General features: G+C 67.5%; 28 protein-coding genes. 14 read left to right on the forward strand and 14 right to left on the reverse strand.

Features of this window, described 5'->3' with window-relative positions:
* Positions 1-59: 59 nt before the first annotated feature.
* Positions 60-980 carry a LysR substrate-binding domain-containing protein gene (locus tag DFS13_RS10510; RefSeq protein WP_006490229.1) on the reverse strand — a complete coding sequence of 307 codons (921 nt, stop codon included), beginning with the start codon at positions 978-980 and terminating at the stop codon, positions 60-62.
* Between the two features lie 134 nt (positions 981-1,114).
* On the opposite strand from DFS13_RS10510, the gene DFS13_RS10515 reads away from it, so the two are divergent.
* A complete protein-coding gene (locus DFS13_RS10515; protein WP_375667748.1) occupies positions 1,115-1,930 on the forward strand; it encodes an aminotransferase class IV family protein in 816 nt (271 codons plus the stop codon).
* A gap of 33 nt (positions 1,931-1,963) precedes the next feature.
* Here DFS13_RS10515 and DFS13_RS10520 read toward each other — a convergent pair whose 3' ends face one another.
* Positions 1,964-2,368, reverse strand: coding sequence for a RidA family protein (locus DFS13_RS10520; protein ID WP_111441704.1), 405 nt, complete (start codon positions 2,366-2,368; stop codon positions 1,964-1,966).
* Positions 2,369-2,518: 150 nt separating this feature from the next.
* Here DFS13_RS10520 and DFS13_RS10525 point away from each other — a divergent pair, with 150 nt between their 5' ends.
* A complete protein-coding gene (locus DFS13_RS10525) occupies positions 2,519-3,484 on the forward strand; it encodes a LysR family transcriptional regulator (protein WP_111441705.1) in 966 nt (321 codons plus the stop codon).
* An 81-nt stretch (positions 3,485-3,565) separates the two neighbouring features.
* Here the strand turns inward: DFS13_RS10525 and DFS13_RS10530 are convergent, their stop codons facing one another.
* The 11 genes from DFS13_RS10530 to DFS13_RS10580 form a co-directional block, all read right to left on the reverse strand.
* On the reverse strand, positions 3,566-4,078 hold the full coding sequence (locus DFS13_RS10530; protein ID WP_006495587.1) for an ureidoglycolate lyase: 513 nt from the start codon (positions 4,076-4,078) through the stop codon (positions 3,566-3,568).
* The gene (alc, locus tag DFS13_RS10535; protein ID WP_006490198.1) at positions 4,075-5,088 is read right to left on the reverse strand and encodes an allantoicase; all 1,014 of its coding nucleotides are present in this window, start codon (positions 5,086-5,088) and stop codon (positions 4,075-4,077) included. Before alc ends, DFS13_RS10530 begins: the two co-directional genes overlap by 4 nt.
* Positions 5,089-5,150: 62 nt before the next feature.
* Complete coding sequence (uraD, locus tag DFS13_RS10540; protein ID WP_006490235.1) at positions 5,151-5,672, reverse strand: 2-oxo-4-hydroxy-4-carboxy-5-ureidoimidazoline decarboxylase; 522 nt, start codon at positions 5,670-5,672, stop codon at positions 5,151-5,153.
* Positions 5,669-6,622: an allantoinase PuuE gene (gene puuE, locus DFS13_RS10545; protein WP_006490231.1), complete on the reverse strand. Its 954-nt coding sequence runs from the start codon at positions 6,620-6,622 to the stop codon at positions 5,669-5,671. Before puuE ends, uraD begins: the two co-directional genes overlap by 4 nt.
* A 160-nt stretch (positions 6,623-6,782) precedes the next feature.
* Complete coding sequence (locus tag DFS13_RS10550) at positions 6,783-7,574, reverse strand: aspartate/glutamate racemase family protein (protein ID WP_006495586.1); 792 nt, start codon at positions 7,572-7,574, stop codon at positions 6,783-6,785.
* Between the two features lie 10 nt (positions 7,575-7,584).
* Entirely contained in the window at positions 7,585-9,069 is a 1,485-nt protein-coding gene (locus DFS13_RS10555) for an NCS1 family nucleobase:cation symporter-1 (protein WP_006490228.1), read from the reverse strand.
* A gap of 149 nt (positions 9,070-9,218) precedes the next feature.
* A complete protein-coding gene (locus tag DFS13_RS10560) occupies positions 9,219-9,923 on the reverse strand; it encodes a GntR family transcriptional regulator (protein ID WP_006490206.1) in 705 nt (234 codons plus the stop codon).
* Positions 9,924-10,231: 308 nt separating this feature from the next.
* Positions 10,232-11,170 carry a muramoyltetrapeptide carboxypeptidase gene (gene ldcA, locus DFS13_RS10565; protein ID WP_006490211.1) on the reverse strand — a complete coding sequence of 313 codons (939 nt, stop codon included), beginning with the start codon at positions 11,168-11,170 and terminating at the stop codon, positions 10,232-10,234.
* A gap of 101 nt (positions 11,171-11,271) precedes the next feature.
* The gene (tadA, locus tag DFS13_RS10570) at positions 11,272-11,868 is read right to left on the reverse strand and encodes a tRNA adenosine(34) deaminase TadA (RefSeq protein ID WP_111441706.1); all 597 of its coding nucleotides are present in this window, start codon (positions 11,866-11,868) and stop codon (positions 11,272-11,274) included.
* Positions 11,865-12,266, reverse strand: a complete 402-nt coding sequence (locus tag DFS13_RS10575) for a DnaJ family domain-containing protein (protein WP_006490221.1) — start codon at positions 12,264-12,266, stop codon at positions 11,865-11,867. Before DFS13_RS10575 ends, tadA begins: the two co-directional genes overlap by 4 nt.
* A 300-nt stretch (positions 12,267-12,566) precedes the next feature.
* Complete coding sequence (locus DFS13_RS10580) at positions 12,567-13,784, reverse strand: MFS transporter (protein WP_034201597.1); 1,218 nt, start codon at positions 13,782-13,784, stop codon at positions 12,567-12,569.
* A 316-nt stretch (positions 13,785-14,100) separates the two neighbouring features.
* Between DFS13_RS10580 and DFS13_RS10585 the strand changes: the two genes are divergently transcribed.
* The 11 genes from DFS13_RS10585 (at position 14,101) to DFS13_RS10635 (ending at position 23,458) form a co-directional block, all read left to right on the forward strand.
* On the forward strand, positions 14,101-14,871 hold the full coding sequence (locus DFS13_RS10585; protein WP_111441707.1) for a GntR family transcriptional regulator: 771 nt from the start codon (positions 14,101-14,103) through the stop codon (positions 14,869-14,871).
* A complete protein-coding gene (locus DFS13_RS10590) occupies positions 14,868-16,607 on the forward strand; it encodes a fumarate reductase/succinate dehydrogenase flavoprotein subunit (protein ID WP_006490842.1) in 1,740 nt (579 codons plus the stop codon). The genes DFS13_RS10585 and DFS13_RS10590 overlap by 4 nt, the downstream gene beginning before the upstream one ends.
* Before the next feature lie 11 nt (positions 16,608-16,618).
* Positions 16,619-16,864 carry a ferredoxin family protein gene (locus DFS13_RS10595; RefSeq protein WP_006490846.1) on the forward strand — a complete coding sequence of 82 codons (246 nt, stop codon included), beginning with the start codon at positions 16,619-16,621 and terminating at the stop codon, positions 16,862-16,864.
* Between the two features lie 49 nt (positions 16,865-16,913).
* Complete coding sequence (locus DFS13_RS10600) at positions 16,914-18,338, forward strand: ABC transporter substrate-binding protein (RefSeq protein WP_034201595.1); 1,425 nt, start codon at positions 16,914-16,916, stop codon at positions 18,336-18,338.
* Positions 18,339-18,382: 44 nt separating this feature from the next.
* Positions 18,383-19,258 carry an ABC transporter permease gene (locus tag DFS13_RS10605; protein WP_006495577.1) on the forward strand — a complete coding sequence of 292 codons (876 nt, stop codon included), beginning with the start codon at positions 18,383-18,385 and terminating at the stop codon, positions 19,256-19,258.
* A complete protein-coding gene (locus DFS13_RS10610; RefSeq protein WP_060211351.1) occupies positions 19,255-20,043 on the forward strand; it encodes an ABC transporter ATP-binding protein in 789 nt (262 codons plus the stop codon). Before DFS13_RS10605 ends, DFS13_RS10610 begins: the two co-directional genes overlap by 4 nt.
* A 36-nt stretch (positions 20,044-20,079) precedes the next feature.
* Entirely contained in the window at positions 20,080-21,075 is a 996-nt protein-coding gene (locus DFS13_RS10615; protein ID WP_060268551.1) for a HEAT repeat domain-containing protein, read from the forward strand.
* Positions 21,072-21,350 carry a DUF971 domain-containing protein gene (locus tag DFS13_RS10620; RefSeq protein WP_048989274.1) on the forward strand — a complete coding sequence of 93 codons (279 nt, stop codon included), beginning with the start codon at positions 21,072-21,074 and terminating at the stop codon, positions 21,348-21,350. The genes DFS13_RS10615 and DFS13_RS10620 overlap by 4 nt, the downstream gene beginning before the upstream one ends.
* 106 nt (positions 21,351-21,456) lie before the next feature.
* Positions 21,457-22,341, forward strand: coding sequence for an NAD(P)-dependent oxidoreductase (locus DFS13_RS10625; RefSeq protein ID WP_111441708.1), 885 nt, complete (start codon positions 21,457-21,459; stop codon positions 22,339-22,341).
* A gap of 97 nt (positions 22,342-22,438) precedes the next feature.
* Positions 22,439-22,912: an NUDIX hydrolase gene (locus tag DFS13_RS10630; protein WP_080403465.1), complete on the forward strand. Its 474-nt coding sequence runs from the start codon at positions 22,439-22,441 to the stop codon at positions 22,910-22,912.
* A gap of 96 nt (positions 22,913-23,008) precedes the next feature.
* Positions 23,009-23,458 (forward strand): acetyltransferase, encoded by a 450-nt coding sequence (locus DFS13_RS10635; protein WP_034201590.1) that lies wholly within the window; start codon positions 23,009-23,011, stop codon positions 23,456-23,458.
* A gap of 81 nt (positions 23,459-23,539) precedes the next feature.
* Here the strand turns inward: DFS13_RS10635 and DFS13_RS10640 are convergent, their stop codons facing one another.
* Positions 23,540-24,163: a 2'-5' RNA ligase family protein gene (locus DFS13_RS10640; RefSeq protein WP_111441709.1), complete on the reverse strand. Its 624-nt coding sequence runs from the start codon at positions 24,161-24,163 to the stop codon at positions 23,540-23,542.
* Between the two features lie 118 nt (positions 24,164-24,281).
* On the opposite strand from DFS13_RS10640, the gene DFS13_RS10645 reads away from it, so the two are divergent.
* Positions 24,282-24,899, forward strand: coding sequence for a PolC-type DNA polymerase III (locus DFS13_RS10645; RefSeq protein WP_111441710.1), 618 nt, complete (start codon positions 24,282-24,284; stop codon positions 24,897-24,899).
* The last annotated feature ends 757 nt before the right edge of the window (positions 24,900-25,656 follow it).

Genomic DNA, 25,656 nt, shown 5'->3' on the forward strand with positions numbered 1-25,656 from the left:
GGAAGATCGCGCCCGGAAGCGGGCGTCGTGCAGTGGCGCTGCGGGCACGATAGCACGCGCTACACGCGCACCGTCGCGACTTCGTCCGCGAGCCAGCCGCGCAACGCGACGATGCGCGGATCATCCTGCAGGTGCGCCGGATATACGACGTGATACGCGAGCGCCGGCGCCACGTCGACGCTCACGTCGAACAGCCGCACGAGGCGCCCGTCCGCGAGATCGCGCACGATCATGTGCGGCTCGGCCAGCCCGACCGCCGCGCCGTCCGCCACGGCCTGCACGACGTGGCTGGAATCCGGAAACGCGACGCACCGGCTGTCGTCGAAACCTGCGACCCCGGCTGCCGTCATCCATGCCGACCAGCGCGGCCAGCGCACGCCGTCGACTTCGCAGTCGGCGTGGCACAGCGTGTAGCGCAGCAGGTCGCGCGGCACGCGCGGCGGCTGCCCGGCCGACAGCAGCGCCGGGCTGCAGACCGCGACGACCGACGTGCCGAACAGGCGCTGCGCACCTGCATCGCGGTAACGCCCGGTGCCGAAGCGGATCGCGACGTCCACATCGTCGTCGGCGAAATCGCGCAGGCGATCGGTGATGTCGAACGTGAGTTCGAGCGCGGGATGGGCGGCCCTGAAACGCGGCAGGCGCGGCAGCAGCCAGTGCGTCGCGAAGCGTGCGCCGACCGACACGCGCAGTTCGGTCTGCTCGCGTGCGAGGCGGCGCGCCCGTGCGGTCGCACGTTGCAGGCCCGCCAGCGCGTCGGCGGCCGCGCCGGCCAGCACGACGCCGGCGGGCGTCAGCCGGATGCTGCGGCTCGTACGGACGAACAGGTCCATGCCGAGTTGCGCTTCGATTTCCTTGATCTGGTGACTGACCGCGGCCGGCGTCAACCCGACCTCGTCGGCCGCCCGCGAGAAATTCAGGTGCCGCGCCGCTGCATCGAACGTCCTCAGCGCGCGCGTACCGGGCCACATGCGTTCCATCGATCTTCAAAAGGAATTTGATGACCGTCCGAAAACTACTCGTTTTTCATGACGCCATCAATGAGCAAACAATAGCCGTTCTTGAAGATGCCGCGCGCCGCCCCGTGCCCGCGGCCGAACCCGGAGATTTGCCGATGATCGCCGTATCGTTCCCGTCCGTCACTCAACTCAACGGCACGACCGCCGCGCCGGATGCACTCGCCGCGCTGGCCTTCGCGGGCCACGCGCATTTCACCGCGATGCAGGTCCGCGACGGGCGCGTGCGCGGCCTCGACCTGCATCTCGCCCGGCTGCGCGAAGCATCGAATGCACTGTTCGGACAGGCGCTGCCCGACGCACGAATGCGCACGTTCCTGCACGCCGCGCTCGAGCACGCGCCATCGGCGCTGTCGCTGACCGCGACCGTTCATGCGACGAGCGGCGAATTCGTCGCGCCGCGCGCCGATGAAACGCTCGACGTGCTGGTGCGCACCGCGGCGCCGTCGTCGGGGCCCGCAGGCCCGCTCGATCTCGCGCTGTTCGACTACGAGCGCGTGCTGCCGGCGATCAAGCACGTCGGCGAAGTCGCGAAAACGCACTTTCTGCGCCGCGCGGTCTCACTGGATTTCGACGATGCGGCGTTCATCGATCGCCACGGGCGCATCAGCGAAGGCTCGATCTGGAATCTGGCGTTCTGGACCGGCGACGCGGTCGTGTGGCCGGTGGCCGGCATGCTCGGCGGTGTCACGATGGGCATCCTGCGGCGGCAACTGGCACGCCTCGGCGTCGCGCAGCACGACCGTGAAGTCAGGCCGGCCGACCTGCCGTCACTGGCCGGCGCCGTCGTGATGAATTCATGGACGCCGGCCATCGCGGTGCGCCGGCTCGGCACGGCGACGCTGCCCGATTCGTCGTCGTTCGTCGCGCTGCTGCATCGCGCGTATGAACACGAGCCGGCCGTCGCGCCGTGATGCACGCCAAGCTGAAACCCAGGCGCCGAATGCTCATGCGTCGCCCGTCTCCGGCAACCGCGCAATCACCTTGATCTCGAACTGAAACCCATACAGCCAGGTCGCGCCGACGGCGGTCAGCGTCGGATGCGGTGCGTCGCCCCAGTATTCGGGCACGATCTCCCAGACCCGCTCGAACGTCGCTTCGGGATCGACGAGGAACACCGTCACGTCGACGACGTCGTCGAACGTGCAGCCGGCCGCGCGCAGCACCGCATTCAGGTTGTCGAACGCACGGCGCACCTGCGCGCCCAGTTCCGGCTCGGGCGAGCCGTCCTCGCGGCTGCCCACCTGCCCGGATACGAACAGGAAGCCGTTCGCGCGCAGCGCCGGCGAATAACGGTTGCGGTCGTACAGCGCCTGGCGACCCGGCGGAAAAACTGCGCTACGCTTTGCCATTCGACACCTCCATCGGTCTTGGGCGGCATGCCCGTGCATCAACGATGAAGGCACTTTAAGGACCGTTGCGTGGCGGATAAACCGGCAACCCTGTCCAACACTGTTTGCACATCCCAAACAATCCTGCGACCGACGCGGAGCCCCGACCCGATGGATCGATTCGACGCAATGCAGGCGTTCGCCCGCGTGGTGGAAGCCGGCAGCTTCACGAAGGCAGCCGACACGCTGCACATGAGCCGCACCACCGTCACGCAACTGGTGCAGCAGCTCGAAGCGCGGCTGCGCGTGAAGCTGTTCAACCGCACGACCCGCAAGGTCGTCGTCACGGCCGACGGCGCCGCGTACTACGAACGTGTCGTGCGGCTGCTGGCCGACATGGACGATGCCGAAACGAGCCTGTCCGCGGCGTCGGCGTCGCCGCGCGGGCGGCTGCGGGTGGACGTGCCGAGCCCGTTCGCGCGCCTGATCCTGATCCCCGCGCTACCCGCGTTTCATGCGCGCCATCCGGACATCCAGCTCGACATGGGCGTGAGCGACCGCGTGGTCGACGTGATCGGCGAGAACGTCGATTGCGTCGTGCGCGGCGGCGAGCCGACCGACCGCTCGCTGGTCGCGCGCCACATCGGCGACCTGCGGCTCGGCGTGTACGCATCGCCCGCCTATCTCGCGCGCGCCGGCACGCCGTCGCATCCGGCCGAACTCGACGACACGCATCATCGCGTCGTCGGCTTCCTGTGGGCGCGCACCGGCAAGACGCTGCCGTTCGCGATGACATGCGACGGCGAGCAGGTCCACGTGCGTGGGCGCTACGTGCTCGCGGTCGACGACGGCAATGCGTACCTCGCAGCCGGCCTCGCGGGGCTCGGCATCCTGTGGCTGCCCGACTACATGGCCACCGCGTATCGCGCGAACGGCGAACTGGTGCCGCTGTTCGCGCAATGGCAACTCGAACCGATGCCGATGTACGTCGCCTTCCCGCCGAACCGGCACGTCAGCGCGAAGCTGCGCGTGTTCGTCGACTGGGTGGCCGAGCTGATGACGCAGCATGCGCCGGTCGCCACCCGGCGGCGCGGCGGCCAGGGTTCGCGCGCGATGCGCCAGTCCTCGTCCATCTGATTCACGCGCAGGTGAGCGTCCATGAAAAAACCCGCGCAGGCTGCGCGGGTTTCGACGGGAGGACGATCGGATCGGCCTGACTCAGGCCGTCACCGCATCCAGTGCATCCTCGGTGAGCCACAGCGATTCCGGCAGATCCTGCTCGTTCAGGTTCAGGCCGTCGCCGCCGCGATCGACGACGATGAAGTCGCTGACGCCGCCGAGCGCGATCAGCGGGTGATGCCACACGCCCTTCGCGTAGTTGACGCCCTGCCAGCCGCTCGTCACGAACGCACGGATCTTCGCCGGGTCGAGATCGCCCGCGGGCGCGACGACGACGAGATACGGCTGGTCGTTCAGCGGCACGAACGCCTGGCTGCCGAGCGGGTGCCGCTCCAGCATCTTCACTTCGAACGGCAGCGTGCGCGGCTGGCCGCGGAACAGGTTGACGAGCGTGCGGCCGCCTTCATCGGTCACGTCGACTTTCGCGAGATCGTGAAAGCGGATCGTCGTGCCGAGGTTGATCGGGATCTGCTTCGCCCCTTCCGTTTCGATCACGTCGCCGAACGGCGCGAAGGCTTCCTTGGTCAGCGGTTCGATGGCAAGCGTCTTCATTTGTCGAGCGTCCCCCACAGACGCAGGCGCGACACGCCGCCGTCCGGAATGATGTTCAGTCGCACGTGCGTGACGGGGCCGAGCGACGCGATGTCCTGTTCGAAGTAGTGCTGCTTGTCCATCTGCAGCTTCTGTTCGCCGAGCAGCACCGGCCAGAACATCGACTGCGTGATCAGCGAGCTGTCCGTGCCGCCCGACACGTACGCGGCCTGGATCGAGCAGCGATCCGGATAGTTGCCCTTGAAGAACGCGGTATCGACTTCGATCTTGCGGATCACGCCCGGCTGCGCGAGCGCGATGATCGCCCAGTCGTTGCCCGGCTCGCGGCGGCGGCGGGTTTCCCAGCCGTCGCCCATGTTCACGCCGCGGCCCGGCAGCAGCAGGTTCGACGCGACGCCAAAGTGCTGGTTGTTCGCGGCCACCACGTAACCGCCGTTTTCCATCGCCGCGAGGTCGAACTGCTCGGTCGCGCTCGCGCCGGCCCAGTCGAGCTGCGGCTGGCCGTACACGCGCAGGCGCGCGATGCCGCCGTCCGGGTAGATGTTTACGCGCAGATGCGTGAACGCCCGTGCGTCGTGCGCTTCGACGTAGTGATGGCTGTTGCCCTGCAGCGTCGTCGACGGCACGATCTCGACCCACTCGGTCGCATGCGTCGGCGCGCCGTCGGCCACGAACGCGGCCTCGATCGACGCGGCCGGCGGGAAGTTGCCGGTGAAATGGCTCGTGTCGATGTCGAAGCCCTTGATCACGCCCGGGCGCGCGAGCTTGACGATGCACCAGTCGTAGCCGGTCGTACGCTTGCGGCGCGTTTCCCAGCCGTCCATCCACTTGCCGTGGTCGTCGTACTTGCCGGGAATGAAGACGGCCGGCTCGGGGTTCAGCATCCGGTCCTTCGGCGCGAAGAAGTCGTCGCTGGCCTCGAGCGCCTGCGCACCGAGACGCGGGTCGGCAAGATTCACGTAGCGCCGCGTGAAATCGGGTGCGTTCGGATCGAGAAGCGGAACAGCCATGATGTTTCCTTGTTTCAGTGAGGCGATCAGGCCGCTGCGACGCAGCAGGCCGTATTGCGGTGTCAGGCGTCGATCAGGTCGTCGAGGCGGAAGCGCGCGATCCGGTAGATCTGGTCGAGGCTCGTGCGCAGTTCCTCGGTGCGCGAATGATTCACGCGCGACTCGAAATTCGCGATGATGCCGTGGCGATCATAACCGCGCACTGCGAGGATGAACGGGAAGCCGAACTTCTCGCGATACGTGCGGTTCAGCGTCAGCAGCTTGTCGAATTCTTCCTGCGTGCACTGGTCGAGGCCTGCGCCGCTCTGTTCGCGGGTCGACTCGGCCGTCAGCTCGCCGCGCACGGCGGCCTTGCCGGCCAGCTCCGGGTGAGCGTTGATCAGCGCGAGCTGGCGCACTTCGCCGCCGTTTTCCACCGCGCCCGACATCGTCTTGTGCAGCGCGTCGATGCTCGCGAACGGCCGCTCGCCCGCGGCGACTTCGGCCACCCACGGCGAATGTTCGAAAATCCCCGACAGCGCCGCGACAAATGCGCTCGGCGCCATCGTGTTCAGTTGCTCCAACGTGTAGCGCATCGCCTTCATGCTTTCCCTTCGTTTCGATGATTGGGCTGATACGGATGATGTTCACGCCAGTGACGCGCGATATCGACACGGCGCGTCACCCATACGCGATCGTGCTTCTCGATGTGATCGAGGAAACGCTGCAGCCCGCGGAACCGGCCCGGCCGGCCGAGCAGTCGGCAGTGCATGCCGATCGACAGCATCTTCGGCGCCTCGTCGCCTTCCGCGTACAGCACGTCGAATGCGTCGCGCAGGTAGTCGAAGAAGTGGTCGCCGGTGTTGAAGCCCTGCGGCGTCGCGAAACGCATGTCGTTCGTGTCGAGCGTGTACGGCACGATCAGTTGCGGCGACGTGCGGCCGCCCGACACTTCGACGTCCATCCAGAACGGCAGGTCGTCGCCGTAGTTGTCGGAGTCGTACAGGAAGCCGCCGTATTCGGCGACCAGGCGGTGCGTATTGGGGCTGTCGCGGCCGGTATACCAGCCGAGCGGGCGCTCGCCCGTCACGCGCTCGATCGCCTCCATCCCGAGGCGCATGTGCTCGGCTTCGAGCTCCGGCGCCATGCTCTGGTAGTGGATCCATCGCCAGCCGTGGCATGCGATCTCATGGCCGAGCTCGACGAAGGCGCGCGCGAGTTCCGGATGCCGCTCGATCGCCATGCCGACGCCGAATACCGTCAGCGGCAACCCGCGCTTCTCGAATTCGCGCAGGATGCGCCACACGCCGGCCCGCGACCCGTATTCGTAGATCGACTCCATGCTCATGTGGCGGTCCGGATACGCGGCCGCGCCGACGATTTCGGACAGGAACTGCTCGGAGCCCGGATCGCCGTGCAGCACGCAGTTCTCGCCGCCCTCCTCGTAGTTCAGCACGAATTGCACGGCGACGCGGGCGCGCCCCGGCCAGTTCGCCTGAACGGGATGGCGGCCGTAGCCGATCAGGTCGCGAGGATAGTTGGGATCGAGTGACATGGTTCGAAGTGCAACGAAAACGGGCTGAATGAGCGGGCTGAAATAATGGGTTCGCATCGACCGCGCGGTGCCGGAGGCCGGCCGCACAAGCCGATGCGATGACGGCCCAGTGTAGCGAAAAGGTTCATACGCGCCCATACAGCGGCGCAGATAGTGCGTGTCAGACGGTGTGTATGTGCGGTTGCGGCAAATTCGGGACCGGTTCCGTCGCATCCCCGTCCGACGGGCTGAAGCGGGCGAACGCGCCGTCGTAGCGCTTCGGCAGCGGCCGCGCGTAGTCGCCGCGTTTCGCGGTCGCGAGGCGCAGCGCGACCAGCGCCTCGGCCCACTTCACGGCCGCCGTGACGCCCTCGACCACCGGCGCGCCGATCTGCTGCTCGACCTCGTGCGCGAATTCGGCCATCCCCGCGCAGCCGAGCACGATCGCATCGGCGCCATCCTCGTCGAGCGCGCGCCGGCATTCGTCGACGATGATCCGGCGCGCGGCCGAGCCGGGCCGGTCGAGTTCGAGCACCGCGACGTCGGTCGCGCGCACGTTGCGGCAGAACCGCTTCATCCCGTAGCGCTCCGCGAGGTGCCACGCCATCCCGCAGGTGCGCGCGAGCGTCGTGACGACCGAGAAGCCCGGCGCGAGCACGCTCGCCGCATGCATCGCGGCCTCGGCGATGCCGATCACCGGCCCGCGCGCGAGCTCGCGCGCGGCGTACAGGCCCGGATCGCCGAAACACGCGATCACGTATGCGTCGCAGCCGTCGCGCTCGCCCTGCGCGATCTCCGCGAGGAGGCCCGGCGTCGCGAGCGCCTCGTCGTAATACCCTTCGATCGACGGCGGCCCCATGGGCGGGCTCACGGCGACGATCTCCGTGCCGGCGGCCGCGACCTCGCGCGCGCAGCGGCCCATCGCGTCGGTCATCCGCTGCGTCGTGTTCGGATTGATCAGTCGGATCTTCATCGCACGCTCCTTACGCCTTCGCGCTCACGAGCAGCCGGTAGAACACGAAGCCGAGCCCCGCGCCGATGAACCACGAGAAATTCGCGACACCCTGCCAGCCCGGCACCATCACGCAGGCCACCGCGATCACCGCGGCCGGCAACAGCGCGGCGAGCGCGCGGCGGTTCACGCCGCCCGTGTACCAGTAGCTGCCGCTTTCCGACATCGTGTACAGGTCGTCGCGCACGAGGCGGCCGCGCTTGACGAGGTAGAAGTCGGCGATCAGCACGCCGTACAGCGGGCCGATGAACGCGCCGAGCACGTCGAGCGTGTAGTGGATCACGGCTGGGTTGTTGAACAGGTTCCACGGCGTGATGAAGATCGACGCGACGGCCGCGAGCATCCCGCCCGCGCGCCAGCTGATCAGGCGCGGTGCGACGTTCGAGAAATCGAACGCGGGCGACACGAAGTTCGCGACGATGTTGATGCCGATCGTCGCGATCGTGAACGTCAGCGCGCCGAGGATCACCGCGGTCGGATGGTCGATGCGGCCGACCGTCTCGACCGGGTCGGTGATCAGTTCGCCGAACACCGGCAGCGTCGCGGCCGTCGTGATCACCGTGACCAGCGAGAACGCGAGGAAGTTGACCGGCAGCCCCCAGAAATTGCCGCGCTTCACTTCGCCGAACGAGCGGCAGTAGCGCGAGAAATCGCCGAAGTTCAGCATCGGCCCGGAGAAGTACGACACGACGAGCGACACGGCGGTGATCATCACCGGAATCACTTCCGCGCCGTGATACTTGACGCCGCCGAGGTTGATGCCGATGTTGCGCCAGCCTGCGCGCCACACCATGTAGCCGGCCAGGATGAACATCACGACATAGACGGCCGGGCCCGCGAAGTCGATGAACTTCTTGATCGTCTCCATCCCGTTCCAGAACACGAACGCCTGCAGCACCCACAACAGCATGAAGCCGGCCCAGCCGACCGCCGACAACCCGAGGAAGCCGTAGCGATGGACGTCCGCATACGGCAGCCATTGCGGGAAGAATTTCAGCACGACGATCACGAGCGCGCTCGACGCAAGATAAGTCTGGATGCCGTACCACGCGATCGCGATCAGCCCGCGGATCACAGCCGGCACGTTCGCGCCGAGCACGCCGAACGTCGCGCGGCATGCGACCGGATACGGCACGCCGATCTGCTGGCTCGGCCGCGCGATCAGGTTGCACAGCGCGTTCACGAGGCCGATGCCGACGATCAGCGCGATCAGCACCTGCCAGCTCGTCAGCCCGAGCGCGAACAGGCTGCCCGCGAACACGTAGCCGCCGACGCTGTGCACGTCCGACATCCAGAACGCGAAGATGTTGTACGAGCCCCATGTCTGATTTTTAAGGGGTGCCAAATCTTCGTTGTACAGACGTTCGCTGTAACCATCCGGCAACGCCGGACCGCCGCCCTCGCCGCCTTCTTCCGCCGGATAGGCGCTGTCGTGCGCCACACTGAACTGAGCCATGACTTCTCCTTGACGCGGCCGGAAGGCCGCTCCACCGTCATCGATATCGCTCCGGATCGTCGCCCGGAGTCGGACCAGCGGCCCGCGGCAAACACCGCGGGCCCGCATTTCGCTCGTTCTGTGGCGCGCGGCCGGGTTCGCGTCGCCGCTCAGGCGCCGCCGAACACTTCGCGCAAATCGACCTGCCCTTGCGCGGGCCGGTCCAGCATCTTCAGTTCGACATGCTGCAGGTGGCGCGCCATCAGCGTCACCGCCTGCTTCGGATCGCCCGCCTCCAGCGCGGCGAGGATCTCGTCGTGGTCGTCGCACGAGCACGGGCTGCGCCCGTGCGATTCGTACAGCGCCGACATCAGCGTCGAGCGTGCAACGAGCCCTTCGAGGCACTCGCTGAGCGTCGCATTGCCCATCAGCGTCGCGAGCGCCGTATGGAATTCGCCCGACAGCCGGATCCACGCGGCGAAGTCGTGCCGCTCGAACGCCTTGCGCTCCTTGTCGATCAGCGCGGCGACGCCCTTCAAGCGCCTGGCGCCGGGGCCGGTGGCGAGCCGCTCGACCACGGCCAGCTCGATGATCCGGCGCATCTCGAACACTTCGTGCACGTCCTGCAGCGTCGGGCTCGCGACGAACGCCCCGCGGTTCGGCTCGAGGTCGACCAGCTTGTCGGTCGCGAGCTGCGCGAGCGCCTGGCGGATCGTCCCGCGCTTCACGCCGAACACGTCGCAGAGCTGCGCCTCCGTCAGCTTCGCGCCGGGCGCGAGCCGATGCTCGAGGATCGCCGTGCGGATGCGCTCGGCGATCGCTTCGGGACCGGCTGCACCGGACGGAGAGGAATCGGGCTCGTTCATGATCTGCATCGTGTGATGGTCCTCATCCTAGGGCGGACATAAAGATTGTCAACAATTCTTTTGCAGGATTCCGCACAATCGGCGTGCGCCGGCATGTCTCCATTCGGTGCAGTGCGCACGAATTCCATGCACGACAAGCCTGACAGGCAATACGGAGGCCCTTCTCGTCGTATACCCTTCCGGCCATTTTGTTGACAAAAATGGTGCACAGTCGGGCGAAAGTCGCGTGGACGTCGACGAAAAATATGGACCGTTAGTTGCGCGTTTACATGAAGAAAAAGGCGGGAAAACCCGCCTTTCGATCGATCGCGCCGGCATCAGCCGAGATGCGGATAGTCCGACACCGTGAGCCGGAACCCGTGCGCATTCGCGACCAGTTGGGCCTGCGCGCCGAACGGCAGCGTCAGCAGGTCGGGCACGTGGCCGAACTGGAGCCCCGTGACGACCGGAATCCCGACCACCGCGCGCACCTGGTCGATCATCGCCTGCATGTCGTAGCCGTTGTCGTACTCGAACGGCCGCGCGCCGGTGAACTGGCCGAGCACGAGCGCCTGCTGGCGTGCGAGCAGCCCCGACAAATGCAGCTGATAGATCATCCGCTCGATCCGGAACGGCTGCTCGTTGACGTCCTCGATGAACAGGATGCCGCCCTCGATGTCGGGCATGTACGGCGTGCCGACCAGCGACGTGAGGATCGCGAGGTTGCCGCCCCACAGCGTGCCGGTCACGTTCACCGCCTGCACCTGCGGTGCGTCGGCGACGATCGTCGTGCTCGGCTGCGTCAGCGTCTGCCAGAAATGCCGCATCGTGAAGTCGCTCGGCGTTTCGGCGCCGAAGTCGGCCGACAGCATCGGGCCGCCGAACGTCTTGATGCGCGCCTTCGCATACAGCGCCAGCTGGATCGCCGTGAAGTCGCTGTGACCGACGAGCGCGACCGGCTGGTCGCGCAGCCGGCGCTCGAGGCCGCGATAGTCGAGCCCATGCAGGATGCGTGCGGCGCCGTAGCCGCCGCGCACCGCGAGCGCGATGTCCGGCAGCGGCCGCTCGGGATCCGCGAGGCGGTTCAGGTCGCCTGCGCGCTCGCCGTCGGTGCCGCCGAAGCGCTGGAAGCGCCGCTGCGTCGCCTCGATGTTCTCGATGCGCTGCTGCGCGGTGCTGAGGCGCTCGAGCGCGCGGTTGATCGCGTCGGGGTCGTGCGGATAGCCGGACGGCGCCAGCAGGCGGATGGTGTAGGACGCGGCGGGCTGGAAGGACATGGCGAAAGGTATCGGGATCGTCAAACCTGCTTAGAGGGTCCGAACCGGGTCCGGTTCACGGAAACCGTGCGCGCCCGGAACGACGGGCGCGGCGGCGGCGACTATGACGCGCCGGATTCGGCGTCGCGGGCGAGCCGTGCCTCGCGCAACGCGCGACGGCGCTCGGCGAAGAACGACTTCAGCGCGGCGCCGCATTCGTCGGCGAGCACGCCGCCCGTCACTTCGGTGTGGTGGTTCAACTGCGGATTCGCGAATGCGTCGATCACGCTGCCGCACGCGCCCGTCTTCGGGTCGGCCGCGCCATAGACGACCCGCGCGATGCGGGCGTGCATGATCGCGCCGGCGCACATCAGGCACGGCTCGAGCGTCACGTACAGCTCGCAGCCCGGCATCCGGTAATTCTGCAACTGCTGCGCGGCCATGCGCAGCGCGGCCATTTCGGCATGCGCGGACGGGTCGTGCCCGCCGATCGGATGGTTGAAGCCGCGTGCGATCACTTCGTCGCCGCGCACGAGCACCGCGCCGACCGGCACTTCGCCGGCCGCACGCGCCTCTTCGGCGGCGGCTTGCGCAAGACGCATGAAATGGAGGTCGCGCGCCGAGATGGGCGCGGCTTCGTGAACGGCAGAATCGGCGACGGGTTCAGCGGCCGGGGCGGCTGCCGCGCGGGCTGCGTCGTGCAGCGCGTCGGACGTCACATCGTCCCCGCTTCGGCGGACGCGTCGTCGAGCCCGCGCTCGCACAGGCGTTCCGCGATGCGCCGGCAGTAGTCGCGCGGCATCACCATCGGGCCGCCGCGCAGCGATTCCAGCGCCATGTCGAGCGCGAGGATCTTCGCCTGCAGCCGGCAACGCGCGGCACGGTCGCTGACCGCCTGCACTTCGTCGTGCAGATTGCGCAGCGCGCGCAGTTGCTCGACGGCCGGCGGCACGAAGCCCGCGTTCTTCAGGATACGGTTGGCCACCCGCACCTCCTCGGGCACGAGCAGGTCGTCATCCAGCGCCTGCGGCGCGCCGGTACCCGGCAAATCGTCGAACTCGCCCCGCGCGGCGGCGGCGGCAATACGTTGTTCGACCAGGGCGTCAAGCAATCTCATCAGTCAATCGGAACAATGCGGCAGGCCGAATTCTAGCAGGGTGACGCCGGTATGACAGGCCCTTCGAATATATGCTCGATATTGCGTTTTTTAGGGGCCGAATCGCTGCGCATGCGCGCCGATCGCCGTCAGTTGCCGCTCTGCTGCGCCGCAGCAGGCTAAGCGCCGTTCGCACGCTTCCAAACGCATGCGCTGCCCGGACCCATTTTTTAATTCGCGACGAGACGATCGGCCCCTGTCGACCCGGCGAAAACACCCGCCGCCGCCACTTCCGCCGTCGCATCCGATGGCATGGCCCGATTACGCAGTCACCGTTTCCGGCCGCGCTTTCGCGAACGGGCGGAACATCGTCGCGATCAGGAACGCGCCGATCCCGATCGCGAACGACCCGAGGTACAGCCAGCCGTAGCTGCCGAACGCATCGACGATCAGCCCGCCCGCGACCGGGCCCGTGGCCATCCCGAGGCTGCCCGCCATCGCGCAGCCGCCGATCACGGTGCCCATCATCCGCAGCGGGAAATTCTCGCGCGCGAGCACCGAATACAGCGGCATCACGCCCGCATAGATGAAGCCGAACAGCGTCGCGACCGCGTAGAAGCCGTCGAGCGTGCGCACGAAGTAGTAGCCGAGCGCGCCGAGCGCCTGCGCGAGCAGCCCCGCCACCAGCATGCGCTTCGCGCCGAGGCGATCGCCGAGCAGCCCGAACGCGATCCGGCCGCCCATCCCCGCCAGCCCTTCGACGCTGTAGATCGACACCGCGACGATCAGCGGAATCCCGCAGGTCACCGCGTAGCTGACCGTATGGAAGATCGGGCCGGAATGCGTCGCGCAGCAGAAGAAATTGGTCAGCAGCAGCACCATGAACTGCGGCGAGCGCAGCGCATCCGCGACCGACATCGCGGCGGGCGCGCCGCCGGCCGCAGGCGCCGCGTGCGCGGGGGCCGCGTCGAGCGCGGGCGCCCGGCGCACCAGCAGCGACACCGGAATCATCACGGCGGCCGCCAGCGCGGCAATCAGCAGCATCGACGTGCGCCAGTCGCGCACCGACACGAGCCAGGCGGCGAGCGGCGCCATCGTCATCGGCGCCATCCCCATGCCGGCCGACACCAGCGACACCGCGAGGCTGCGGTGCGTGTCGAACCAGCCGGTCACGCACGCCATCATCGGCGCGAATATCGCGGCCGTCGCGCTGCCGACGGCCAGGCCGAAGGTCAACTGGAACACGAGCAACGACGGCGCGCGGCTCGCCAGCGCCAGGCTCGCCGACAGCAGCACGGCGCCCGCGATCACGACCGGCCGCGTGCCGACGCGGTCCGACAGGCTGCCCCACGCCATGCTCGCAAACGCCATCGCGATGAAACCGAGCGTCATCGCGGCGGAAATACCGGTCATCGACCAGCCCGTATCGCGCGCAATGGATCGCAGGAACACCGGTAACGAAAACATCGCGCCGATCGCGACGCAGCCCATCAGGCCGCCCGCGGCGACGATCACCCAGCGGTATCGGGAATCCGGCATGTGGCGTGTCATGGGGTCTCTCCTCGTTCGTTGCGCCAATCGCGGAAGCCGGGTGGCGGCCGCCTGGCGCGGCGCACTGCCCGGTCGATATCGATACGACGGGCGACGCAGCGGGAAATCGACACGCGCGGCGCACGAAACCGCGCTTTTTTATTGTCGACGATGCCGCACGGCTCGCAAGGGCCGGATCACCCGCCCGCCGCGCCGCCTGCCGCCCCGCTTTTCCGCAACCGGAAATTCGAAATCACAAATAGTTGGTTGGGGCGCGCCATCGCGCTGGCTACACTCGTCCCATCTTGTCATAACAAGTTGACCGATGCCCCCACCCAACGTCGTGCCGCTGTCCGCGGCCCCGCTCTACGTGCAGATCAAGGACACGCTGCGCGCGCGCATCCTCGACGGCACCTACGCGCCGCACAGCCGGATGCCGTCCGAGCACGAGCTCTGCGCGATGTTCGACGTCAGCCGCATCACGGTGCGCCAGGCGCTCGGCGACCTGCAGAAGGAAGGCCTGCTGTTCAAGCTGCACGGCAAGGGCACGTTCGTGTCGAAGCCGAAGGCGTTCCAGAACGTGACGTCGCTGCAGGGGTTCGCCGAGGCGATGTCGTCGATGGGCTACGAGATCGTCAACCAGTTGCGCAGCCTGCGCACGGTGAAGGCCGATCGCCATCTCGCGACGAAGCTGAACGTGCCCGAAGGCGCGCCGCTCGTCGAGATCCATCGCGTGCGGCTGCTGAACCGCGAACCCGTGTCGCTCGAACAGACCTGGGTGCCGGAAGCGCTCGGCAAGCGCCTCGCCGGCGCCGATCTCGCGACCCGCGACATCTTCCTGATCCTGGAGAACGACTGCGGCATCCCGCTCGGCTATGCCGACGTGTCGATCGACGCGATCCTCGCGGACGACGAAATCGTCGACGCGCTGCACGTCGAGGAAAGCAGCCCCGTGCTGCGCATCGAACGCCTCACGCACGACGCGTCGGGCGCGCCGATCGACTACGAATACCTCTACTTCCGCGGCGACGCCTTCCAGTACCGGTTGCGCGTCGACCGGCAGAAGGCGCGCAAACCTGCAAGGAACCCGCGATGAATACCCATGTGCATGAATACGACATCGTCGTGGTCGGCGGCGGCACGGCCGGCCCGATGGCGGCCATCAAGGCGAAGGAGCGCGATCCGTCGCTGCGCGTGCTGCTGCTCGAGAAGGCCAACGTGAAACGCAGCGGCGCGATCTCGATGGGGATGGACGGCCTGAACAACGCGGTGATTCCCGGTCATGCGACGCCCGAGCAATACACGCGCGAGATCACGATCGCCAACGACGGGATCGTCGATCAAGAGGCCGTGTACGCATACGCGACGCACAGCTTCACGACGATCGAGCAGCTCGACCGCTGGGGCGTGAAGTTCGAGAAGGACGGCACCGGCGATTACGCGGTGAAGAAGGTTCACCACATGGGCTCGTACGTGCTGCCGATGCCGGAAGGCCACGACATCAAGAAGGTGCTGTACCGGCAACTGAAGCGCGCCCGCATCGCGATCACGAACCGGATCGTCGCGACGCGCGTGCTGACCGACGCGCAGGGCCGCGCGAGCGGCGTGCTCGGCTTCGACTGCCGCACCGCCGACTTCCACGTGATCCGCGCGAAGGCGGTGATCCTCTGCTGCGGCGCGGCCGGCCGCCTCGGCCTGCCGGCATCGGGCTACCTGATGGGCACGTACGAGAACCCGACCAACGCGGGCGACGGCTATGCGATGGCCTATCACGCGGGCGCCGCACTCGCGAACCTCGAATGCTTCCAGATCAATCCGCTGATCAAGGATTACAACGGCCCGGCCTGCGCGTACGTGACCGGCCCGCTCGGCGGCTTCACCGCGAACGGCAAGGGCGAGCGCTTCATCGAATGCGACTACTGGAGCGGCCAGATGATGTGGGAGTTCTACCAGGAACTGCAGAGCGGCAACGGCCCCGTGTTCCTGAAGCTCGACCATCTCGCGGAAGAAACGATCCAAACCATCGAGCAGATCCTGCATACCAACGAACGGCCGAGCCGTGGACGCTTCCATGCCGGGCGCGGCACCGACTACCGCAGCCAGATGGTCGAGATGCACATCTCCGAAATCGGCTTCTGCAGCGGCCACAGCGCATCGGGCGTGTACGTGAACGCACGCGCGGAGACGACCGTGCCGGGGTTGTACGCAGCCGGCGACATGGCGGCCGTCCCGCACAACTACATGCTCGGCGCATTCACGTACGGCTGGTTCGCCGGACAAAACGCGGCCGATGACGTGGCCGGCCGCGACCACGCGCCGGTGGACGACCAACAGGTCGATGCCGAGCGTACCCGCGTGCTCGCGCCGCTGCTGCGCGAGCGCGGGCTGGCGCCGGCGCAGGTCGAGTACAAGCTGCGCCGCATGGTGAACGACTACCTGCAACCGCCGAAAGTGACGCGCAAGATGGAAATCGGGCTGCAACGTTTTGACGGAATTATTGAGGATATCGAAGAAATAAAGGCCGACAACCCGCACGAGCTGATGCGCGCGGCCGAAGTGCGCGCGATCCGCGACTGCGCGGAAATGGCCGCACGCGCGTCGTTGTTCCGCACCGAAAGCCGCTGGGGGCTGTACCACCACCGCGTCGATTTTCCGCACCGCAACGATGCCGAATGGTTCTGCCACACGTGGCTGCGCAAGGACGCCGCGGGCGCGATGCGCAGCGAGAAGCGGCCGGTCGAACCGTACGTCGTGCCACTCGCCGACGACGAACGCGGCGCCTATGCGCAGTTGCGCATCCGCGAACCGGCCCCGCTCGCGGCCGCCCTTTGAGGAACCTTGCCATGCCCCATACCCCGCACGACATCTTCCAGCGCAGCAGCGCGCCCGTGACGATCGACGAGTCGCTGTGCATCGCCGACAAGGGCTGCACCGTGTGCGTCGACGTGTGTCCGCTCGACCTGCTCGCGATCGACGTCACCAAGGGCAAGGCCTATATGCAGTTCGACGAATGCTGGTACTGCATGCCGTGCGAACGCGACTGCCCGACCGGCGCGGTCAAGGTCGACATCCCTTACCTGCTGCGCTGACACGGCGCGCCGACCCGCGCCCCGCTTCCCCCTACCGGACTCACGACACATGAACACCACGCTACGGATGTTTCACCTGCTCGCCGCGTCGCTCGCGGTCGCGACCGCCGGTTTCGCGCATGCGGAGACGATCCGCGTCGCGATCGGCACGCAGGACACGACGATCAACTGCGCGACCGGCGGCCTGTTGATCCGCGAACTGCATCTGCTCGACAAGTACCTGCCGCGCACCGGCAAGTACCAGGACGTGAAGTACGACGTGCAGTGGAAGGACTTCACGTCCGGCGCGCCGCTGACCAACGAGATGGTCGCCGGCAAGCTCGACTTCGGCGCGATGGCCGATTTCCCCGGCGCGCTGAACGGCGCGGCGTTTCGCAAGGCCGGCCGCAAGAGCGTGTTCATCACGGTGCTCGACGGCAGCATCGACGGCAGCGGCAACGGGATCGTCGTGCCGACGAATTCGACGGTGCGCGGGCTGGCCGACCTGAAGGGCAAGACGATCTCGGTGCCGTTCGCGTCGACCGCGCACGGCATGCTGCTGCGCGCGATCAAGGCCCAGGGCTGGAACCCCGACACCGACGTGAACATCGTCACGCAGGCGCCGGAAGTGGCCGGCAGCGCGCTGAAGGCGAACAAGATCGACGCGCATGCGGACTTCGTGCCGTTCGCCGACCTGTTCCCGTACCGCGGCATCGCGCGCAAGGTCTACGATGGCGCGCAGACCCACGCGCCGACTTTCCATGGCGCGCTCGTTGACGCGGACTACGCGCAGCGCTATCCGGAAATCGTGGTGGCCTATCTGCGCGCCGCGATCGAAGCGAACCGCCTGCTCGCGCAGAATCCCGAAAAGTACAGCCTGCTGATCGAGAAAGTCACCGGCATCGAGGCGCCGGTCGACTACCTGTATCACGGGCCGCTCGGCATCCAGACCCGCGACCTGACGTGGAAGCCCGAATACCGGCAAGCGGTCGCGACGGCGATCGATACGCTGAAGCTGCTGAAGAAGACCGACTCCGCGCCCGACCCCGCGACGTTCGTCGACGATCGCTATATCCGCGCGGCGTTCAAGGCGTCCGGGCTCGACTACGACGCGGCGCTGAAACACTACGGCAAGCAGCCGCTCGTCGCGAACGATGCGTCGACCGGCAAGCCGATCCGCGATTTCAACGACGTCGCGCAGGTCTGGCTCGCCGGCGACGAAGCCGTGCGTCACTATGCGAGCCCCGCAGCCGCCTTTGCGGCGCTCGGCAAGCTCGGCCCGTCCGCGAAGGTGCGCGCGGTGTTCGTGCACGACCACGGCAGCGGCCTGAAGCTGTTCGCCGACCAGGCGTGGTACGTGAAAGACGCACACGGCGTGCTGACCGCGTTCCTGCTGAAGTCGGGCGCCGATGCGTACGCGCAGCAGGTATCGGGCGCGGTGGTCGACTACGCGGCCGCGAAGACCGTCACCGCGCAGGCGCTCGCCGCGCGCTGAGCATCGCGCCCTTCTCTTTCCATTCGTCGACACCGGACTCCCGCATGGCTGCCACCCTCGACCTCGTCAAACGCCGTCACGCCGACGCACCGCGCGCCGCCGACGCCCGCTCGCCGCATTCCGCCGCGCGCCGCCGCCCGACACCGATGCGCCGCCGCGCGTGGCGCATCGCATCGCTCGCCGCCTGCATCGCGCTGTGGCAGGCGGCCGTCCACTGGCGGCTGTCGCTCGGCATCGTCACGTTCGCGAACGTGCCCGCGCCGGCCGACGTGGGCCCCGCGCTGGCCTCGTTCCTGCAATCGCCGAAGCTGCCGATGCATCTGTTCGCGAGCATCACGCGCGTGCTGGCCGGCTTCGTCGCGGCGGCGTTCGCCGGCATCGGCCTCGGGCTCGCGATCGGCCGCTATCGCGCACTCGAGGACACGCTGCTGCCGCCGCTCGAGATGCTGCGGCCGATTCCGGCCGTCGCGTGGATTCCGCTCGCGATCCTGATGTTTCCATCGTCCGAGCTGAGCATGATGTTCATCACGTTCGTCGGCGCGCTGTTCCCGATCCTGCTCAATACCGTGCACGGCGCCGAAGCCGTCGACCCGCGGCTCGTCGCGACCGCGCGCAGCCTCGGCACGCGCGGCCTCGCGCTCTATGCGGAAGTGATCCTGCCCGGCGCCGCGCCGTCGATCTTCACCGGCCTGTCGATCGGGATGGGCACCGCGTGGTTCTGCCTGGTCACGGCCGAGATGATCGCGGGCCAGTACGGCATCGGCTATTTCACATGGGAGTCCTATACGCTGCAGAACTACCCGGACATCGTGGTCGGCATGGCGCTGATCGGCCTGCTCGGGATGGGCAGCAGCCTGCTCGTCAAGCGGATCGGCGCGGTGCTCACGCCGTGGTACGCGCCGCGTGGAGGCCGGTCATGAGCACCGCCGAGATTACCGCACCCGCTCCCGGCCGTGTCGGCGTGCGTGCGCTGACGATCGAACTCGGCCCGCCTCATGCGCGCTTCGCGGCGCTCGATGCGCTCGACGTCGATATCGCGCCCGGCGAATTCGTCTGCGTGCTCGGGCCGTCCGGCTGCGGAAAATCGACGCTGCTCGGCGCGCTCGCCGGCCACGTCGCGGCCACGCACGGCGAGATCGTCGTCGATGGCGAACCGGTCGACCGCCCGCATCCCGATCGCGGGCTCGTGTTCCAGCAGCACACGTTGTTTCCGTGGAAGCGCGTGATCGACAACGTCGCGTTCGGCCTGAAGATGAAGGGCGTGCCCGCGCACGAGCGCCGCCGCGAGGCGGCCGAGCTGCTCGAACTCGTCGGGCTCGGCGACTTCGGCGCGCACTACCCTTCGCAGCTGTCCGGCGGCATGCAGCAGCGCGTCGAGATCGCCCGCGTGCTGATCAACCGGCCGCGCGTGCTGCTGATGGACGAACCGTTCGGTGCGCTCGACGCGCAGACGCGCCGGATGATGCAGACGCTGCTGCTCGACATCTGGTCGCGCATCGGCACGACCGTGCTGTTCGTCACGCACGACATCGAGGAAGCGCTGTTTCTCGGCGACCGCATCCTGATGCTGTCGCCGCGGCCCGCACGCATCGTCGCCGACATCCGCGTGCCGCTCGCGCGGCCCCGCACCGACGACAGCACGACCGAGCCCGCGTTCGTCGAGATCAAGCGCCGCTGCCTCGCGCTGCTGCGCGACGCCGCCTGAGCCCGTGCCTGCCCATTCACCGTACCGACTTTTTCCATGACCGCTTCTTCTTCCGCTTTCCCGCTGCCCGGCGTGCCGGCCGCCGATCATGCCGCGCTCGTCGCGCGCCTCGCCGCAGGCGATGCATCGGTGCGCCGCATCGCGCTGCTCGAACTCGCCGATCTCGAGACGCCCGAACTCGTGCCGTCGTTCGTCGCGGCGCTGCGTGACGATCCGTCCGCCGACGTACGCAGCGAGGCCGCGCGCGTGCTCGACGCGTGGGAGCAGCCCGATGTCGTCGACGCGCTGTGCCACGCGCTGCTCGATCCGGACGACAGCGTGCGCGCGACGGCCGCGCAAAGCCTGTCCGAACTGAAGGACGCGGCATCGGGCGCCGTGCTGTGCCGATGGGCCGACCGGCCCGAGCCGTTCGTACGCGGCGCCGTGCTGCGCGGCTTGCGCGAGTTGCGCGACCCCGGCGCGTTCGCGCCCGCGCTGCGTGCGCTCGACGCGTGCACCGCGGCCGTACGCGCCGAGGCGGTCGTCGTGCTCGGCTGGCTCAAGGACGGCCGCGCGCTGGCGCCGCTCGCCCGCATCGCGACCACGGACGCCGATGCGGACGTGCGGCGCGCCGCGGTCGGCGCGATCGGGTTTGCGGCGGCGGGCGACGCCGCCGTCGTCACCGCGTTGCTCGCGGCGCTGCGTGACGCCGAATGGCAGGTGCGCGAGGAAGCGGCGACCACGCTCGGCAAGCTGCGCATCGCGACCGCACGCGAGCCGCTCGTCGCCGCGCTCGACGACGACTACTGGCAGGTGCGCCTGCGCGCCGCGCGCGCACTCGGGCAATTGCGCGATGCGGCTGCGGCGCCGGCCGTCGTCGCGCTGCTCTCGCATGCGATCAGCAACCTGCGCAAGGAAGCCGCGCTCGCGCTCGGCGAATTGCGCGACCGGGCGACGCTGCCCGCGCTGAGCGCTGCGCTCGACGATCGCGACCCCGAAGTCCGCAAGGCCGTGCGGATAGCGATCGGCCAGGTCGACGAGGCGTCGCGATGATCGCGCCGATCGAAATCGCACTCGATCACCCGGCGCGCACACTGACGCTGCGCTGGTCCGACGGCGCGTCGCAACGTATCGACTATGCGCAATTGCGCGGCGGTTGCCCATGCGCGGAATGCCGAAAGATCCGGCTCGACGGCGGCCACGTCGACGCGCGGCCCGACCTGACGCTCGACGGCGTGGAAGCGCTCGGCTACGGTATCCGCTTCGTGTTCGGCGACGGCCATGCCCGCGGCATTTATCCGTGGCCGTACCTGGCGGACCTCGCGTAGCGACGACGACGCGGCTTGCGCGCTCGCGCGAGCCGGATGGCAGGCATGCGAAAACGCTGCGATACTGACGCCCACGATCGTCGCCACCTACCGTGGGAGCCGCACCATGCAAACCGCAGTCGGATTCATCGGCCTTGGCGTGATGGGCACGCCGATGGCGCTCAATCTCGCGCGGGCCGGCACGCCGCTCGTCGTGTGGAGCCGTTCGCACGGCAGCGACGATGCGCTGCGCGACGCCGGCGCACGCGTGGCCGACGACATCGACGACGTATTCGCATCCTGCCGCACCGTGCTCCTGATGCTCGCGAACGATGCGGCAATCGATGCCGCCCTCGCACGCGGCACGCCTGCTTTTGCCGCCCGGGTCGGCGCGCATACGATCGTCAACATGGGCACGAATGCGCCGGACTATTCCCGCGCGCTCGCCGACGAAATCGCCGCCGCGTCCGGCCGCTACGTCGAGGCGCCCGTATCGGGCTCGCGCAAGCCGGCCGAAGCCGGTCAGCTCGTCGTGATGCTGGCCGGCGCGCCGGACGACGTCGATGCCGTCCGCGCGCTCGTGAAGCCGCTGTGCCGCGACAGCTTCGTGTGCGGCGACGTACCGTCGGCGCTGACGATGAAGCTCGCCGTCAACCTGTTCCTGATCACGATGGTCACCGGTCTCACCGAAGCCACGCACTTCGCGCAACGCCACGGTATCGATCTCGCGCGCTTCGCCGACGTGCTGAATGCCGGCCCGATGGCGAGCGACGTGTCGCGCGTGAAGCTCGGCAAGCTCGTCGCGGCAGATTTCTCGGTGCAGGCCGCGATCACCGACGTGCTGAAGAATGCGCGCCTCGTCGCCGAATCCGCGCGCGGCATCGGCATCGCGTCGCCGCTGCTCGACATTTGCCACGCACTGTACGGCGAAACCGAGCGGGCCGGACACGGCGCGGCCGACATGGTCGCCGTGATCCGCGCGATCGAACAGCGTACCGGGGACGTGCGATGAGCCGCGTACACGTAGTACCCGCGTTCGTTCGAACCGACAGGTAGGCGCGACCATGTCCACAACCGGCACGTCCACAACCGGCACGTCCGTACCCGGCATGTCCGCAACCGGCAACGCTACGCCCTTGCGCCCCGTTCCCGCGGTGATCGGCATCGTGCTGCGCGAACGCGACGTGCTGCTCGTGCGCCGCGCGAATCCACCCGATGCAGGCTGCTGGGGCTTCCCCGGCGGCAAGATCGAACCGGGCGAGCCGTTCGCGGATGCGGTCGTGCGCGAAATCGCGGAAGAAACGACGGTCGACGTGGAAGCGCTCGACGCCTTTACCGCGCTGGACGCGTTCGATTACGATGCGCACGGCGCCGTGCGCCAGCATTTCGTCATGGTCGCCGTGCTGTGCAGATGGCTGCGCGGCACGCCGGCCGCCGGCGACGATGCGCTCGACGCGCGCTGGTTCGGCATCGACGAACTCGACCGCGACGATTTGCCGATGAGCGCCGGCGTGCGCGACGTCGCGCGGCGAGCGATCGAGCGGGCTGCGGCGCTAGGCCACGCGCGGCCACCATCCGCCTGACACACTGCCGTCGCTGGCGCACTACCTGCGCGCGACGCGTTCGATCTATCCTGGCGCCCGCTACCCGCCGAGCGCCGGATCACCCCACGTCAAACCATGATCAGAATTCGACAATCCACCGAGGCCGACGGCACATGCGTGCTGGATATCTGGCGCAACGCCGTCGATGCCACGCATCACTTCCTGAGCGACGACGACCGTCGCGCGATCGAATCCGAAGTCGTCGCATTTCTGCCGGGCGCGCCGCTCGATCTGGCCGTCGACGAAACCGATCGCCCGATCGGCTTCATGCTGCTCGACGGCAGCCACATGGAAGCGCTGTTCGTCGATCCTGCCCACCATGGTGCGGGGGTCGGGCGACGGCTGGTCGAAGAAGCGCTCAAGCGCCATCCCGACCTGTCGACCGACGTCAACGAACAGAACCAAGCGGCAGCGGGATTTTATGAGCGCCTCGGATTCGAGCGCTGCGGACGATCGGAACTCGATGGACAGGGGCGGCCTTATCCGCTGCTTCATCTTCGTTATCGCGGGGGTGGTCGGGACTGAGCTGGAGTCCGGGCGAGCACGGAACGCGGCACCGACCTGGTCCGGATGCGCTGAAACGGCACCGCCCTTACAACATCGCGATCATCCCGGGGAGCGGCCGGTTGCCAGCGGCCACCGCCCCAACACGTCATAGTGCGACTTGCCGAGCCAGCTATCGACCAGGACGAAGTCGAACACGGTCCAGGTAATCGGCTCGATCCGATACTCATCCGGCCGCTGCGGGCCATACAGCAGCGTCACGTGCGGGGTGAAACCCGAGGGAAAAACAGGTACGCCTACCCGTTTCAATGCATCTCGCAACTGCCGTCGAAAGTCGATCAAGTCTTCCAGACCGTTCCGCCCCGTCAGCACCAGCGGCTGATGACCGGGCCGCCCGTTGAAGCTGATGATCTTGTCGAACCTCACGGAGAAAGACGGCCCATCCATGCGGTCCGCGACCGCGCGGGCCCGTGCAAGCGCAGCGCCCGGCACGTAAGCGAAGTCGCCTAGCGAGCCCAACGTGATGTGCAGACGCTCGGTGCCCACCGGACTGTCCTTCTTCTGCTGCAAGCTTTTGGCGATACCGGCAATGCGCGCGGCCGTGGCCGTATCCGGCATCACGGCGAAAAAGAAGCGGTGCACGGGAACCGGCGGCGGCGCATCGAATCCGGGTAGCGTCAGTTGAGTCACGGCAACATGTCCGACTGGCCTGGAGCGAGATTTCATTATCGTCAATCGGCAGCCGGCCCGCTCGCCGCTCCACGGATCCGCCGTTTGCACGCCCGAAGATGCTACCCTCTCGGGCCAAACTCGACACCCTCTGATGACGCCCCCGAATTCAACCATGCAAACCGTCGCGGTACTGGACTTCGAAACCACCGGCCTGTCGCCGAATCTGGGCGACCGTGCGACCGAAATTGCGGTCATCCTGCTGCGCGACGGGGAAGTCGTCGACCGTTTCCAGAGTTTGATGAATGCCGGCCGACGCATCCCGTCCGATGTCGTTGCGCTCACCGGCATCACGAACGACATGATCGCGGCGGCGCCACCCGCGTCCGAAGTCATGAAGGAAGCGGCCGCGTTCGTCGGCAAGCATGCGGTCGTGGCCCACAACGCCGGTTTCGACAAGCGCTTCTGGCAGTCGGAACTGGGGCTGCTCGGCATGGCGGCCGACCATGCGTTTGCGTGCACGATGCTGGTGGCGAGACGGATCTATCCGGACGCCCGGAGTCACCGCCTGTCGAGCCTGGCCGAGATGCTGCGGCTGCCGCAAACGGGCCGTGCGCACCGCGCGATGGTCGATGCGGAGATGGCCGGCCATCTGTGGTGCCGGTTGCAGCAGGATATTTCGCGGACTTATGGGCTGGATCGGATCGATCACGCGCTGATGTCGCGGGTTCAGGCGACGACCAAGGCGAAGGTGCCGATGTATTTGCGGTCGCTCGGGCGGGCGTGTGCGTGATGAATCCGGTCCGGGACTGCGAACACGGCGCTTCTTGACCGACTTCGCGCGTTAACGCAAAACGGCCTGGCAATCGCCAGGCCGCTTCTTGCCCACGCGTGAACCGGGGCAGCACGCCAACCGAACCGGCAGCCCGCTTGCGAATTATCGCGACATCAAACGACGCGCAACAACGCAGGCGAGACCGATGCCGCTTCGGCCGGAAAGCTTATTCCCACTCGATCATCAACAGGTCTCGCAAACCCGCGTGGATAAAGGGTTTAGCTGTGATCGACACGATGCCTTACCGTCGCCTCTACCGTCAGAAGCCGCCACCTTTTACTGGCGCGTGAGATGGAGCGATTCGCGGGGCGACGACTCTGGCGACACCATCATCAATCACCTCATAAGAATACAAGAGACAGCGAGCCTTGTCCCCTCCCCGGTCTTCAATCCGTTCGCCGACGCTGGCTTTGACAGCTTCTCGATGGCGGCGGCCACTGCTCACAGGCTTGAGCAGTGTTGACATTTCAAGAGCGCGGTTCGTCTCGGTCTCGAAGTGCGCAATTTTCAGAGGGTACGCTCGATGTGCGTTACAAAATACGTACAATTAGCGAGACAGGGCGGAATGAAGGGAATAAAGTCCAAGGACGGCCGTTCGCGATTTGCTCTGAATCCTTTAGGGAAACGCTGATTTATTCGGCTCGGCGGTCATCGCAGACGTAGCCGAGGACGTTTAGAAGACAGCTCACGGAACGGACCCACGACGATGAAGAGG

The organism is Burkholderia sp. 28_3 (assembly GCF_003253915.1).
GTDB lineage: Bacteria > Pseudomonadota > Gammaproteobacteria > Burkholderiales > Burkholderiaceae > Burkholderia > Burkholderia cenocepacia.